The sequence below is a fragment of the Paenibacillus sp. FSL M7-1046 genome (genome assembly GCF_038007405.1).
Taxonomy (GTDB): Bacteria; Bacillota; Bacilli; order Paenibacillales; family Paenibacillaceae; genus Paenibacillus_AQ.
On the sequence record NZ_JBBOXB010000001.1, the window covers coordinates 6,091,163 to 6,104,755 of the forward strand.

General features: G+C 45.4%; 14 protein-coding genes. 2 read left to right on the forward strand and 12 right to left on the reverse strand.

Features of this window, described 5'->3' with window-relative positions:
• Positions 1-67: 67 nt before the first annotated feature.
• The 6 genes from NYE29_RS27090 to NYE29_RS27115 form a co-directional block, all read right to left on the reverse strand.
• The gene (locus NYE29_RS27090) at positions 68-1,813 is read right to left on the reverse strand and encodes an extracellular solute-binding protein (RefSeq protein WP_179091817.1); all 1,746 of its coding nucleotides are present in this window, start codon (positions 1,811-1,813) and stop codon (positions 68-70) included.
• A 70-nt stretch (positions 1,814-1,883) separates the two neighbouring features.
• Complete coding sequence (locus NYE29_RS27095) at positions 1,884-2,777, reverse strand: carbohydrate ABC transporter permease (RefSeq protein WP_340898258.1); 894 nt, start codon at positions 2,775-2,777, stop codon at positions 1,884-1,886.
• A gap of 16 nt (positions 2,778-2,793) precedes the next feature.
• Positions 2,794-3,696, reverse strand: coding sequence for an ABC transporter permease (locus NYE29_RS27100; RefSeq protein WP_340899813.1), 903 nt, complete (start codon positions 3,694-3,696; stop codon positions 2,794-2,796).
• Positions 3,697-3,816: 120 nt separating this feature from the next.
• Positions 3,817-4,797 (reverse strand): LacI family DNA-binding transcriptional regulator, encoded by a 981-nt coding sequence (locus NYE29_RS27105; RefSeq protein WP_340898259.1) that lies wholly within the window; start codon positions 4,795-4,797, stop codon positions 3,817-3,819.
• A 291-nt stretch (positions 4,798-5,088) separates the two neighbouring features.
• Positions 5,089-6,066 (reverse strand): alpha/beta hydrolase, encoded by a 978-nt coding sequence (locus NYE29_RS27110; RefSeq protein ID WP_340898260.1) that lies wholly within the window; start codon positions 6,064-6,066, stop codon positions 5,089-5,091.
• Positions 6,067-6,123: 57 nt separating this feature from the next.
• On the reverse strand, positions 6,124-6,471 hold the full coding sequence (locus NYE29_RS27115; RefSeq protein WP_340898261.1) for a hypothetical protein: 348 nt from the start codon (positions 6,469-6,471) through the stop codon (positions 6,124-6,126).
• Between the two features lie 158 nt (positions 6,472-6,629).
• Here NYE29_RS27115 and NYE29_RS27120 point away from each other — a divergent pair, with 158 nt between their 5' ends.
• The gene (locus NYE29_RS27120; RefSeq protein ID WP_340898262.1) at positions 6,630-6,971 is read left to right on the forward strand and encodes a nitrous oxide-stimulated promoter family protein; all 342 of its coding nucleotides are present in this window, start codon (positions 6,630-6,632) and stop codon (positions 6,969-6,971) included.
• A gap of 98 nt (positions 6,972-7,069) precedes the next feature.
• Here NYE29_RS27120 and NYE29_RS27125 read toward each other — a convergent pair whose 3' ends face one another.
• The 5 genes from NYE29_RS27125 to NYE29_RS27145 form a co-directional block, all read right to left on the reverse strand.
• Complete coding sequence (locus NYE29_RS27125; RefSeq protein ID WP_231578275.1) at positions 7,070-7,198, reverse strand: DUF6254 family protein; 129 nt, start codon at positions 7,196-7,198, stop codon at positions 7,070-7,072.
• A 106-nt stretch (positions 7,199-7,304) separates the two neighbouring features.
• A complete protein-coding gene (locus NYE29_RS27130; RefSeq protein ID WP_038592061.1) occupies positions 7,305-8,048 on the reverse strand; it encodes an amino acid ABC transporter ATP-binding protein in 744 nt (247 codons plus the stop codon).
• A 15-nt stretch (positions 8,049-8,063) separates the two neighbouring features.
• A complete protein-coding gene (locus tag NYE29_RS27135; RefSeq protein WP_038592058.1) occupies positions 8,064-8,723 on the reverse strand; it encodes an amino acid ABC transporter permease in 660 nt (219 codons plus the stop codon).
• A 29-nt stretch (positions 8,724-8,752) separates the two neighbouring features.
• On the reverse strand, positions 8,753-9,523 hold the full coding sequence (locus tag NYE29_RS27140; RefSeq protein WP_340898263.1) for an amino acid ABC transporter substrate-binding protein: 771 nt from the start codon (positions 9,521-9,523) through the stop codon (positions 8,753-8,755).
• Positions 9,524-9,773: 250 nt separating this feature from the next.
• Positions 9,774-10,649 carry a LysR family transcriptional regulator gene (locus NYE29_RS27145; protein WP_340898264.1) on the reverse strand — a complete coding sequence of 292 codons (876 nt, stop codon included), beginning with the start codon at positions 10,647-10,649 and terminating at the stop codon, positions 9,774-9,776.
• Positions 10,650-10,757: 108 nt separating this feature from the next.
• On the opposite strand from NYE29_RS27145, the gene NYE29_RS27150 reads away from it, so the two are divergent.
• Positions 10,758-12,143 carry an MFS transporter gene (locus NYE29_RS27150; protein ID WP_340898266.1) on the forward strand — a complete coding sequence of 462 codons (1,386 nt, stop codon included), beginning with the start codon at positions 10,758-10,760 and terminating at the stop codon, positions 12,141-12,143.
• Between the two features lie 79 nt (positions 12,144-12,222).
• Here NYE29_RS27150 and NYE29_RS27155 read toward each other — a convergent pair whose 3' ends face one another.
• Complete coding sequence (locus NYE29_RS27155; protein ID WP_340898267.1) at positions 12,223-13,575, reverse strand: sodium-dependent transporter; 1,353 nt, start codon at positions 13,573-13,575, stop codon at positions 12,223-12,225.
• Positions 13,576-13,593 lie beyond the last annotated feature (18 nt).

Below are 13,593 nucleotides of genomic sequence, written 5' to 3' on the forward strand. Positions count from 1 at the left end.
GGTCTTATCGAAACAATGAGTTCTGTTTTTGACAGAACTCATTGTTGTTCAATATTCTCTTAATGTGTTACTTATCTAACGATTGTTGGATCTCTTTCGTGACTTGATCGCCGCCTTGAGATTTCCACTTGCTTACGAACTCATCAAATGCGCTGATTGGAGCTTGGCCTACGATAATTTTGGAAAAGGTTTCATACTCCAGCTTGCTTAGATTCGACCAACGTTTTTCCATTGTTTTGGTTTGCTCATAGGTCAAGGTGTTTACGAACTGGAATTTACCTTCCACGTACGGCTTCAAGCCTACGCCAAATGCCCAAACCGTACCGAAATCGTCCGCTTTTGTTCCGGAGAAATCCCAGCCCAAGATACTCATATTATCAAAAGGTTCCGTTTTGGAAGCGATGATCTTACTGAATGCATCATCTGTGTAAGCATCGAAGTCTTGGAAATACGTATGAATCTCATCCGCCGTCTTTTTGCCTTCGAGATAATTGGTTGTCTCTTTCAAGACCATGGCAGGACCATCAGCCATAGAGAAGGTTTGGTACATCGGGAATGAAGCATCTCCTAGTACCTTTTGCTCTGCCGGATCAACATGTTTGTAGAGACCATCTTTATAAATGTTAAGCATTTTGATGACGGCTTCAGGGTTTTTGTTATCCTTGCTGATGACCGTGAAGGTTCGGGCTGCGTTGCCTCCCTTCGCCAAGTAGATCCCATCAGTGCCGGAAGCCAGTGAATAAGGCTGCCAGTTCGCGGTTTTGTCATTCTTCCAGCTGTTTCCAAGATCCCCAAACGGGAACCACCAAGGACCAAAGAACAGCCCTGCCTTATTGTTCGACACCAATTCTTCCGTCTTCGAAGTGAGCATGCCTTGTGAAATCAACCCTGCCTTGTACATATCGGCTAATTTCTGCAGCGCTGTTTTAGTTTCAGGCACGATGGATCCATAGACGGCCTTACCTTCACTGTCTTTGACCCAGATGCCTGGGAAGGAATTGAACGCAGCGAAAATTTGATCAAAGTGATAAGCGAAGTTGGAATTCGTCATGTCTTGATATAATTTACCGTCAATCGAAGGTCCTGCAAGTCCAACCGAATCTGCCTTTCCGTTTCCGTCTGGATCTTGCTCAACGAAAGCTTTTGCAACGGCTTCGAGCTCTTGCAAATTCGTAGGCGCTTTCAATTTCAATTTATCCAACCAGTCTTGGCGAACCCACATCACGGACAGGAAATCCGGCATTGGATTCGAGGAAGGAATGGCATACATTTTACCATCTTCTTTTACTAAGCTATCAAAGAGTTCTTGGTTAGACTTGTACACTTCTTTTGTTTTCGTGCTCGCATATTTTTCCCAGACTTCGGAAATGTCCATTGCCAAGCCTGCTTTAACAATCGCTTTGTATTCTGTATAAGTCAGCTCAGTCAAGTAATCCGGAATTTCTCCGGTAGCGATCCCAAGATCAACCTTTTGGTGATAATCCGTGCCTGAATTGGATGCGGTAAAAGCATTTTTAATTTCAATGTTGAATTTTGTCTTCAGCATTCTTGTATACGCATTGTCATCTACGTCTTGGCCATCAGGGTACTTCTGGTTCGGATCGAGCGGGACTCCTCTTGTAAGCGTGGTTAACTGAGGTTGTTTTCCAAGCGGATCTGCCGGTACTTCTGCAGCGCTATTGTTGGAAGCAGGATTAGAACTGTTTTCCGAAGAAGACTTGCCATTGTCAGCATTTCCAGTACACGCCGTGAGTGACCCCATGAGTAGCAAAGCGAACGACAAAGTTGCAGCATAAACCTTTTTGTTTTTCATCTGCATATAACTCCCCTTTTGTTTTTTATGTTCAAGGATTCCTCCTCGGACAACATCCTTAGACTACAAGTTAACCTTTTACGGAACCAAGCGTGATACCTTTCACGAAATATCTCTGCAAGAACGGGTAGATAATCAGTACCGGAATCATCGCTACGAAAATTTTGGCTGCATTCAACGAGTCGTTATTCAATTTGGACAAACGATTCATTTGCTCAAGAGACATGGAAGCCATTTGCTGCAGATTAGTGGAAACTACGAGTTGCTGGATATAGGTTTGTAACGGATAACTTTCCTCACGGGTGGAGAGAACCATGCCCTGGAAGAAGTCATTCCAGTATCCCACTATGGTAAACAAAACAACGGTAGCCAGTACGGGTTTTAAGAGAGGTAATAATATGCTGAACAGGTATCTCCAAGGACCAGCCCCGTCTATCTTAGCTGCTTCTTCCAGCTCCTCCGGCAAATTCTTAACGAAGTTCATAATCAAGATCAAGTTGAATATCGGGACTCCCCCACATAACACTAATCCCCAGATGTTATCGATCAGATTATATGTTTTCAGAGTAATGAACCAAGGAATCAACCCGCCGTTAAAGAGCATGCAGAATACGAATAGCCACATTAGTAGATTGCGTCCCGGAAAAAGCTTGCCCGGCTTTGATAAAGGATAGGCAGCAAGTACTAATGCCAGCATCGTGAAAGCGGAACCCAAAATAACGCGTTCAAACGATACAAATATCGCTCTAAAAAACTTAGCTTCGGACAGAATCACTTGAAATGAATACAAGTTGAATCCGATAGGATAAAAAAACACATTGCTCACCTGGACCGCCGCCTTGTCACTTAGAGCGATCATTAAGCAATACCATATGGGAACCAGGCAAAGCAGTGTCATTAACAAAAGGAATACTAGATTGAAAATGTCGAACGCCCTCGACCCCAGTGATCTGTTCTCTACCAACTTTCTCCCTCCTAAATTAGAATATTCGATACCCTAAAAGCTTCTTGGCTAACAAGTAACCGTTAACAATAAGAATAAAGCTGACGACCGATTTCAATAATCCGACCGCTGTACCCAAGCTGAAGTCCAAATCTTGTAAACCAGCGCGATATACATAAGTGTCGATAATGTCACCCGTACTGTATACTAGCGGATTATATAAGTTGAACACTTGGTCGAAACCAGCATCGAGAACGCTGCCGAGTGACAAAATGGCTAATAGAACAACGGTTGTGCGGATTCCCGGCAAAGTAATATGCCATAATTTTCTCCAGCGGCTTGCCCCATCAATACCTGCCGCTTCATAGAGAGTACCGTCAATGCCCGCTAAGGCAGCCAAATAAATGATGGAGTTGTAGCCGAAGTTTTTCCACACATCCGAACCGATAATAAATCCTCTGAACAAACCAGCCTGTTGGAAAAATTGAACCGGTTCAAATCCGAACATTTCCAATACCCGGTTGAACGGGCCGTTGAAGCCAAAGATTTGAATCATAATCCCTGACAAAATAACCCATGATAAGAAGTGCGGCAAATAGACGCTAGTTTGAACGAACTTAACCATGTATTTTTGGCGAAGTTCATTAAGCATAAGAGCGAAAATGAGAGGAATGAGCAAATTCCCTGAAATTTTCCCCAGTGCTATGATAAGCGTATTGATTAGGGCCTGACGCACATCGTCTAACTCAAGCATGTACCGAAAATTCTCTAATCCAACAAATTCTGAATGAAGAAAGCCGGCACCCGGATTATAATCCTGGAAAGCCATTACAACACCGAACATAGGAACGATTTGAAACATGATCAACCAAACCAAAGCCGGAATGAGCATGAACCAATAATGCTTGATTTCTGAATTTTTCTTTAGCCTTAATGGCATATTTTTCAGTTTAGACCCCACCACTAAGTTTCCTCCTTTATGCATATTTAACATATAAAGCACTTACAAATATTGTTACATCCGCTATAAGAACAAAGTTCTATAGCGAATGTTGTAACCTTAAGTGGTCCCGCCTTGTCTGAATGTTACCGGTAGGCGGTAGAGATCTTTATGAAGCTCCACGCCCTCTACTTTTTGGATTAGCAGACGTACTGCCGTCCGGGCCATTTCTTCAACAGGTTGTACAATAGTGGATAAGAAAGGATAAAACAAATCATCTTTCTGAATTCCGTCATAACCTACTACCTTCACGTCTTCCGGAACCTGGATTCCATGTTCTCGTGCCCGCTTAATATATCGAGCTGCCAGCATGTCACCATTCACAAACACCCCGTCAACTTCTTTATACTGTGCAGCCGTTAAGATCTGATCAAGATGGGGGTTCAATAAATCCTCGTCGAGATCAGGAATTTCATAATCGGCTTGGGGCAGTCCCAACTCCTTGGCAGCATCCATAAAACCGACTTTTCTCAAGTCCACTTCGCCCCGGATCGATGTCGCGATATAACCTAGGTAGGCCGGATACCGTACCCCTGCCTTGTGCAACTCTTGTAACGCGATACGCCCGCCGTTATAGTTATCCGAGGTGACGCAGGAAATCTCATCTTTGAAATGGCGGTCTATTGAAACCAGCGGGATGTCTTTCACAACACTATGTTCGATATCGTTGTAAGTAATGGCTATGATCCCTGCGACCTTATTCTGGTTCAGGATATCAAAATAATATAGTTCTTTTTCGGGTTTGCCCTTGCTGTTACACAAGATCAATTTGTAGTCATGACGATCCAATTCATCTTCAATATAGTAGGCAAGCTCGGAAAAGAAGGGATGCCTTATTGTAGGAAGCAAAAGTGCAATCATCATAGACTTCTGCATCTTAAAATTTCTTGCCACCTCATTCGGTACATAATTTATTTCTTTGATCGCAGCTAGTACTTTCTCGCGAGTCTCCTGTTTGACTGAAGGGTGGTTGTTAATGACTCTGGAAACGGTCCCAACTGCAACGCCGGCAATATCAGCAACCTCCTTAATACTAGCCATGTTGCACCTGCCTTTCTATTTGGAAACGTTTCATTTATTGAATGAAACGTTTCATTCACTTGTTGGATTTATTCTATCACCATTTTGGAAACGTTTCAATAGGATATTTTATTTTTTTTATACACCAAATATCTGCTCATTTGCCCAGGAAGTTTTATCGGGATTACCTAGGTTAGCTGATGGGCAAATTAAAAAGCTTCCCGTCTTGCGGCGGGAAGCTTTACTTAAGACCGCTATTATTTTGTGATCTAGGTTTGCAGCTACGCTAAATGTCCGCTCCCCCTACTTGTCTCAGCTTGCTTGCTCCATGAACTCCCTGAAGTCTTCAACGATTTCTTTGGATTTGGTGTGGTGTAAATAATGATCTGCTTCAAGTTTTATGACTTTTCCACGTACAGAGTCTTTGGCCTGCGCTTCATGCAGTGGTATCCAGCCTTCAACAGATTTATTATCCGCTTGGATAAACAATAGAACAGGAAGATTTTTTGGGAATTTCAACTGTTGAGCCGCTTTGAAATTAGAAGAAATATTCTTCATTTCATTTAAGGTAGTGTCATTATTATTATTTTTATTTGCAATCATTTTCGATTGCTCTACGGTGTGAGCATCAAATGCTAACGAAGCATAGGGGTCCTCCCCTACTTTTTTGATCAATCTTAAGAGACCTGATTTATTGAGGAATTTAAACGTTTTTAATGGGAATCCAGCATCCATTCCGCCTTGGGTTGGCACACTGCTGTCGATTCCGATAAATGCATTTACTTCGTTTGGATATTTGTTAACATAATTCAATCCGTAAATACCTGCAATGGAATGGCCCATTAGCGTGAAGCGGTCAATATTGAGCTGCTGCAAAGCTTCATGGACTTCAGTTACCATATTGTCAGCGGTCCGCTCCTTATCGGTTTCATCACTTAATCCATAGCCGAACGGCTCAACCACGACAACTTTGTAGAACGGAGATAGTTCATCTACCAGCATCTTAAAATCAAGTGCTGGGGATGCAGTTCCAAAACCCGGCAGGAGCACGACTGTTTCTTTGCCTTCCCCTTGGATCAGCACATTCATATGTTTTCCGTCTACAGATACTAACTGGCCATAGGGTTCTATTTTACCCTGCTCCACCTTGTTGCAAACCAGATTAACAATAAAAACAATGGCTAGAAAAAGTACCATTAATCCTGCTAAAGCTCCTATAGATTTAAGGATTATGCGAAGTGGTTTGCGCATCCTTTTTTTTGTACCCTCTTCTTGTCGTTTCACACTCATCTTCTCCTGTCCTTATCTGTGTATTGGACTGCCTTAAGCGGGCCGTTATTGCAAAGTTTACATGACAAACATGTACTCCTTGTAACGGCAATATGAACGGAGTATGAACAAACAAAATAAATGCAATTGGAGCTCTGGATTTAAATGCTCGATAACGGTGCTGTCTTGCGTCGTTCCCGGCTTTACCGGCACATAAAGGCTCAAATACTTGCTGATTTTATCATCCTTTTCATAAATACGGAACCCCCTTACCTGTTCCTTGCTGGTGAAAGGCGTTTTCCAGGTTAATCTAGCCTTGGTCCCTTGAAGTTTCACCTTGAACTCCTCTGCGGGAGCCGGTTTGGTGTCCGTTAGTTTGATGCCGTAATGATCATATACCTTTAGCCCGTTTTTTCCATAGCCCACTCACGTTCTCTCTAACTTCCTGCTTGAGCACCTGTCCTGAGTAAGACAAATGCATGTTGGCCTTCGCAAAATGCCTTGAAAATGTAAAGAGTAATACCCATTTTCTTTATTAAATAGAGTTAATGTATTCTTATAACACTGAAAGGAACCTTTCGCACATGACAAGAGAAGTGAAAAGGCAATTAAATGAGGGGCCTAGAATTCGAAGAGAACAAGAATTGGTATCAAAAATGATTCGTATCTATTGCAGGAAAAAACATCATCAAACAGCCTTCTGCGACGAATGTCAGGAGTTAAATGTATACGCGAGGAACAAACTATCGCTCTGTCGATTCGGTGAGGAGAAAACGGCTTGCGCAAAATGCCCTATTCATTGTTACAAACAGGATTACCGTCAAAAAATCAAGGACGTAATGCGTTACTCAAGTCCATGGATGCTGCTGTACCACCCCATTGAGTCCATTAGGCATATTCCAATCCCAAGCAAAGGAAGAAAATAACCCAGTCTGGAACTATGTATTCTGGCAAATGTTCCAGATCAGCGGGCGGTCCGAATAGGCTGCCGAAGGGAATCAGCAGCCTACCGCCTAGTGCTAGGTTATGACGTAGTATGTTCCGCATCATACTCGCTGGAAAGCTCTTTCAGCGACTTGATTTTACCATGGGGGTGCTGGTCCTGCTTTCGGGATTTCCACCCAGCTTCTTTTCTTTGCTTCTGCTGGCTCATCTCGGGTAGCCTCCTCTGGAAATGCATCATGTATACTACAGTAATAGGATGCTGAATATTGCGTTTATTCATACGTGTTAGTTTGCTTTCATGTTTGATACTCTTGTTAATCCTGATTCAAAAACGTCCGGGTCCGCTCCAGCTGCGGGCTGCCAAAGATCTGCTCCGGTGTTCCCGATTCGGCAATTTCCCCGTTATCCATGAAGAATACACGATCCGCCACATCGCGGGCAAAGTTCATCTCATGCGTGACGATAATCATCGTCATGTTCTCGTCCGCAAGCTGGCGGATGACACGCAGCACCTCGCCGGTCAGCTCGGGATCAAGTGCCGAAGTCGGCTCGTCAAACAACAGGATGTCCGGGTTCAGCATCAGCGCTCTGGCGATAGCTACCCGCTGCTTCTGTCCACCTGACAGCATGGAAGGGTACACCTCCGCTTTATCGGCAAGACCCACTTTGGAGAGTAATTCCTTACTTTTGGCGGCAATATCCTGAGTGCCCTCCCGCTTCAGCGTTCGTGGAGCAAGCTCCAGATTCCCCCGTACGCTAAGGTGAGGGAACAGATTAAAGTGCTGAAACACCATGCCCATGGTCGCGGTAATTTCCCTTATATCTGCATTGCTGGCGTATTTGCCGTTCTCTACCAACGGTTTGCCATGGATAAGGATACTTCCGCCGGTAACCTCCTCCAGATGAACAAGACTGCGCAGCATCGTACTTTTTCCGGAACCGGAAGGACCGATCACTGCCACGACTTCTCCCGGTTTCACATCAAAGGTAATCTTCTTCAGCACATCGAGGCTGCCGAAAGATTTCTGCAATTGCTTAACTTCAATCATACTACTCATAATTGGACAGCCCTTCTACTCAAATTTGAAACGTTTCTCCAGTGCCTTGAAGAACAGCGTTAGTATTAATGTCATCAGCAAATAAATAACGCCGGCAACTACAAATGGGGTCACTGTAAAATCGCGGTTCACCGCCGTCTTCGCGTAATTCAGCAGCTCTGGTACAGCTACGGCATAGAGCAACGCAGTGTCCTTGACCAGAGTAATGGACTCATTGGCTACCGCAGGCAATGCAACCCGGAACATCTGGGCAAGAATTACCTTGCGCAGGGTTTGCCATTTGCTGAGCCCGAGAACCTTAGCCGCCTCATGTTGTCCTTTATCAATCGAGAGCATCCCGCCACGGAAGATCTCGGCAAAATAAGCACCATAATTAAGGATGAAGCCAAGACTGGCCGCAACGAAGCGGTCCATGACCAGATATTCCCCAATGACCGGAATCTGCGGCAAGCCGAAGCAGAAGAATAGCAGCTGCAGCAGTAGCGGAGTTCCGCGCATGACGTAAATATAAGTGTGCGCAAGCCAAGCCAGCGGCTTGATTGAGCTCTTGGCCATCAGTGTGACCAGCATCCCTAGCGGAATGGACAGCACGATAACAATCAGAAACAGCAAGGCGGTCGTCCGTGCACCTTCAAGCATCGGCCCGGCAATTTTTATAATGTAATCTATATTCATATCTTCAACCGACTCCTAAAGGAAACAATCTAGTTCAGTACTTTGTTCTCGCCAAACCACTTCGTTGAAATTTCGGCAGCCGTTCCATCACTGCTTAGTTCATCCAGAGCCTTTTGCAGCTCAGTAAGCAGTGCTTCATTGCCTTTCTTAATCCCGATACCGTATTGCTCAGGAGCCAGTGATTCATCCAGAAGCTTGTAAGTACCGGTCTCCTTAGACATGTAATATCTTGCCACCACTTCGTCAATAACCACTCCATCCAGGCGTTTCGACTTCAGGTCCGTCAGGGCAAGCACATTGTCCGGAAATTCGGATACCTTGTCAATCTCTGCTTTGATTGGACTGGCATTCAAGGCATCGGCAGCCGACGAAAGACTTTGCAGTCCGACTTCTTTTCCAGCCAGATCATTCAGCTTCGACAGCGCCGAATCCGCCAGCACGACTACAACCTGGCTGTTCTCCAGATAAGGCTTGGTAAACAACACCTTCTCTTTACGCTCGTCTGTTATGGTGTACCCGTTCCATATCATATCAATGCGTCCGCTGTTCAGCTCCGATTCCTTGGCCGACCAGTCAATTGGCTGGAAGGTGATCTCTTTGCCCATTTTCTCGGCTGCTGCTTTCGCATAGTCAATATCAAAACCGACAATTTCATTGTTGTCATCTCTGAAGCCCATCGGAGCAAACTTATCATCTATACCGATCACCAGTTTGCCGTCATCACCTTTTGAACCGGAGCAGCCTGCGATCACTGCAATTGCCATAGCTACAAATAAAATTAATAATCCTTTTCTCTTCATCTCTCTAATCCCCCTAGTAAATGACACACTGTATGCTACGCTTTAGCTCATTAACACGTTATCAGTTTATCATGATAACATATCATCTGAGCGGCGTCGATAGAGAAGAGAAACACTTCTGTGTCAAACAAGTGAAACGGCTTCGCCGTCCTTAAAAGGATGGTAGCCGTTTCAGCGAGAAATAGAAGGATAATTTATACCGTGAAGCATATGAATTCTTAACATTTAAAAAAAGCCATCGCCTGTATGTTCAGGTCAATGGCTTAAAATAGTTTACTACGACCTCACGGAATTCCAGAGCAGCCGGCGAAATGTAGCGGCTTTTGTGCCACAATAATGCGATCTCACGCGCCAAGTCATGATTTTCCACTTGGAGATAGTGAATCTGTTCCCTAGAATTCCTTGCCGTGCTTGGTATAAAAGCGATGCCGATTTCTGCCTCCACAAGGGCACTTAGCCTTGCTGGTTCATCCCCCTCATACACATATCTAGGTTCAAAGCCAACAGATTTGCATACATTGTCCACTAAATCGCGGGTACCATAACCTCTCTTTACACCGATAAACTCTTCATCCTTCAATTCTGTCAAGGAAATGCTGCTTCGGTCTGCCAGCCGATGCCTTTTGGGAACCGCTACAAGAATGGGGTCAATGAAGACTATTTGGCATTCAATATCCTCCTCCTCTATGGCAGGTGAGGACAAGCAGAAATCGACTTCTCCGCTGTGAAGAAGCTTAACCATTTCATGCGTGGTCAGCATTTGCACATGAAATTGGACATTTGGCCGCTTTTTCCGAAACTCCCGAAGGATATTTGGCAACGTGCTCGCGGCAGTCACCGCAAGTTCAAGTGTGCCTTGTTCCGGGGAAGATAAATCACGCAGCTCCTGCTTTCCCTGTTCCAGTTCAAACAAAGCCCTTTCCGCCCTGCGGAGGAATTGGCTTCCGAACTCATTCAAGCGTAGCTTCCTTCCTATCCGGTCGAATAACGGGACTCCCAGATCTTCTTCCAGACGTTGAATCGTTTTGCTTAATGAGGATTGGGTAACGTGCAGGGTCCGTGCTGCTTCGGTCACATGCTCCAGCCGGGCTACTACGAGAAAATACTGCAGTTGAAGAAGTTCCATTTCACACCACTCATTCCTTCTAGTCCATGAAATCATAACATAAAAGGCGTTGGAATAAATAATAAATCTCAAGTACGATAATATCAATACACTTGGGGAGGACCAAAAATGAATGCTCGCAGCAGGTGGCTGATGATCTCCGTGGGTCTGGGGATCCTTTTGAACCCATTAAATTCTTCGATGATTTCCGTGGCTATAGCAAGGCTGCAAAAGGTGTATCAGCTTGATTTTACAGAGGTATCCTGGATCATTTTCTCATTCTATATTGCGAGTGCTATCGCTCAACCTGTCATGGGGAAGGCCAGTGATCTATTCGGGCGCAGAAAGATCTTTCTAACCGGTCTTGTTGTAGCCTTCGTTGCATCATTATTAGCTCCGCTATCCCCTACCTTTGGGTGGCTCATTGTGTTCCGCATTGTGCAATCCATCGGAACAAGCATGATGGTTGCAGTTGGAATGGCCATTGTGCGAATTCATATTACGGAGAAACAGGCGGCTGCGCTGTCCGTGATGTCCATTTTCCTATCCGGTGCGGCAGCTATCGGGCCCTTTATCGGAGGGGTCTTGATTCAATGGTGGGATTGGTCTGCGATCTTTCTCGTCAATATTCCGTTCGTGGTTACGAGCTTTGTGTTAGCCTGGAGGATGATTCCTAAGGACGAACCGCCAACATCCGTTACATCCCAGATGTCGTTCCGTAAATGGTGTGATTTGATTGATGCGACAGGGATTCTGCTCTTTATCGTGGGTCTGGTCGCCTTGCTGTTGGGATTACTGTCAGCAAAATCATCTGGCCATGTCTCGTTGGGTCCTGTCATTATCGGACTGATTGGCCTTTTTGCACTGGGGGTTTTCGTACGCCATGAGTTAAAAGCGGCATCACCCTTTATTCCTTTGCGCACATTCGCCAAATATCCTGAGATGACTTGGGTTAATATCGAATTCATGCTCGTTAACGTACTTTATTACTCACTCTTTTTCGGGCTTCCGTCCTACTTGCAAATGGTACGTCATGTCAGCGAATCCCATACAGGGATTCTGATGTTAAGCTTAGGCTTGTGCTCGCTCATTGTTTCTCCACTAGCCGGACGATGGATAGATAAATCAGGACCAGGGCCGGCGTTGCTGACATCCGGAATACTAATGACACTAGGAGCGGTATGGATGGTGACCATGAATCCAACTTCACCGGTTATCAGTGTATGTGTGTCGTTGGCTGCATTCGGTGTTGGGAACGGGTTAAATAATGTCGGTATGCAAGTGGCCTTGTTCAAAAGCTCACCAAAAGAAATGATCGGTGTAGCGTCCGGCGTATTTATGACATCGAGATATCTGGGAACCATTCTCTCTTCTTTATTGCTGGGCATCATAATGGGAGGTAAGTTCAGCGCTGGGGGATTTCGACTGCTTGGTGTGATCCTCTCGGTCATTGCATTGTCCCTGGTATGCTTGAGTTGGCGGCATAGAAACTCGCGACAACTGGAAGAGTCTTAGGTGATGCTCTAAACAAACAAACTCTACAACCACATGGGTTGTAGAGATCTTTTGTTCATTCTGCAATGAGGTTGTTGAATTAGAATTTAAGGATTCCCGAGGTATGCAGCAACACCAGGAATACCAGAATAGGCGCAATATACCGGAGCATGAACAACCAGATGCGGAACCAGCGCGCCTGTAGTCCAGCCGCTTCTGCTGCCCCCTTCCAGAAATAACCGGCAAAAATGGTGATCAGCAGACCGCCAAGCGGCAGCATAATGTTGGAGGTGATGAAATCCATCCAGTCGAACAGGGCTTTGCCGCCAAACGTAAGTTCAGGGAACATTCCCAGCGACATTGCTGAAGGAATACCGAGCAGAAAACAGACCAGAGACAATACCCAAACCGAACGTTGACGGCTCCAGTTCCAGCGCTCCATCGCGAAGGATACAGGCACTTCAAGCAGGGATACAGCTGAGGTCAAGGCGGCAATCGCCAGCAGGATGAAGAACAGACCGCCGAAGAACGAACCTAACGGCATAGCCGAGAAAGCCGCCGGCAGAGCGATGAATATCAGCGAAGGTCCTTGGTCAGGCGCAATGCCAAACGAGAACGTAGTCGGGAAAATAATCAATCCGGCGATAAACGCATAGATCAAATCTCCGGCTCCTATCGCAAGTGTAGCGGTGCCCAGCGACTGATTTTTATCCACATATGAACCGTAAGTTAAAAGAATCCCCATTCCGAGTGATAACGAGAAGAAGGCATGTCCCAAGGCGACCAGTGCGGATTCTGCCGTTAGTACCGAGAAGTCCGGTTTGAGGAAGAAAGAAACCCCTTTATCTGCACCCGGCAGGGTTAGCGCACGAATCATCAATACAATAAGGAGTACAACCAGGCCGGGAATCAATACTTTATTAAATTTCTCAATCCCGCCCGATACCCCCAGGATAACTACTCCCGCAGTAATCAGGATGGCTACACCCTGCCAGACAATCGGCAAGTACCCTGAGATAAATGAACCAAATTCACCTGTATAATCAGTCGTGCTGAACAGTTGTCCATTGAAGGCAATCATTGCATAGTGCAGCGTCCAACCTGCAACAATAATATAAAAGGAGAGGATTAGAAAAGGCGCAATCACTTGCAGTATTCCAGCTGCCTTCCACCCTTTTCCGCCTCCGGCACGGATGAACGACGTTGCCGCGCTTCCGCGGCCACTGCGTCCGATGGCGAGTTCGGCCAATAGCACAGGCAAGCCGATCAGCACCAGACAGACGATGAAGAGCAGGAAGAAAGCCGCTCCGCCATTTTCTCCTGTAATATAAGGAAATTTCCACATATTTCCCAGACCCACCGAGCTGCCGATAGCCGCGAAAATAAAGCCGCTGGAGGAGAAACGTTCCTTTTTCTCCGAGAGCAGGCTTTTTTCACCTTTAAACTGATTCATTTCATAACGCCCCATTTT

Bases quoted from the DNA above. Each gene is read 5' to 3' on its own strand.
- NYE29_RS27155 (WP_340898267.1), bottom strand. From the start codon at position 13,575: ATGAATCAGTTTAAAGGTGAAAAAAGCCTGCTCTCGGAGAAAAAGGAA.
- NYE29_RS27150 (WP_340898266.1), top strand. From the start codon at position 10,758: ATGAATGCTCGCAGCAGGTGGCTGATGATCTCCGTGGGTCTGGGGATC.
- NYE29_RS27135 (WP_038592058.1), bottom strand. From the start codon at position 8,723: ATGAATATAGATTACATTATAAAAATTGCCGGGCCGATGCTTGAAGGT.
- NYE29_RS27120 (WP_340898262.1), top strand. From the start codon at position 6,630: ATGACAAGAGAAGTGAAAAGGCAATTAAATGAGGGGCCTAGAATTCGA.
- NYE29_RS27140 (WP_340898263.1), bottom strand. From the start codon at position 9,523: ATGAAGAGAAAAGGATTATTAATTTTATTTGTAGCTATGGCAATTGCA.
- NYE29_RS27110 (WP_340898260.1), bottom strand. From the start codon at position 6,066: ATGAGTGTGAAACGACAAGAAGAGGGTACAAAAAAAAGGATGCGCAAA.
- NYE29_RS27090 (WP_179091817.1), bottom strand. From the start codon at position 1,813: ATGAAAAACAAAAAGGTTTATGCTGCAACTTTGTCGTTCGCTTTGCTA.
- NYE29_RS27145 (WP_340898264.1), bottom strand. From the start codon at position 10,649: ATGGAACTTCTTCAACTGCAGTATTTTCTCGTAGTAGCCCGGCTGGAG.
- NYE29_RS27130 (WP_038592061.1), bottom strand. From the start codon at position 8,048: ATGAGTAGTATGATTGAAGTTAAGCAATTGCAGAAATCTTTCGGCAGC.
- NYE29_RS27125 (WP_231578275.1), bottom strand. From the start codon at position 7,198: ATGAGCCAGCAGAAGCAAAGAAAAGAAGCTGGGTGGAAATCCCGAAAG.
- NYE29_RS27100 (WP_340899813.1), bottom strand. From the start codon at position 3,696: ATGCCATTAAGGCTAAAGAAAAATTCAGAAATCAAGCATTATTGGTTC.
- NYE29_RS27105 (WP_340898259.1), bottom strand. From the start codon at position 4,797: ATGGCTAGTATTAAGGAGGTTGCTGATATTGCCGGCGTTGCAGTTGGG.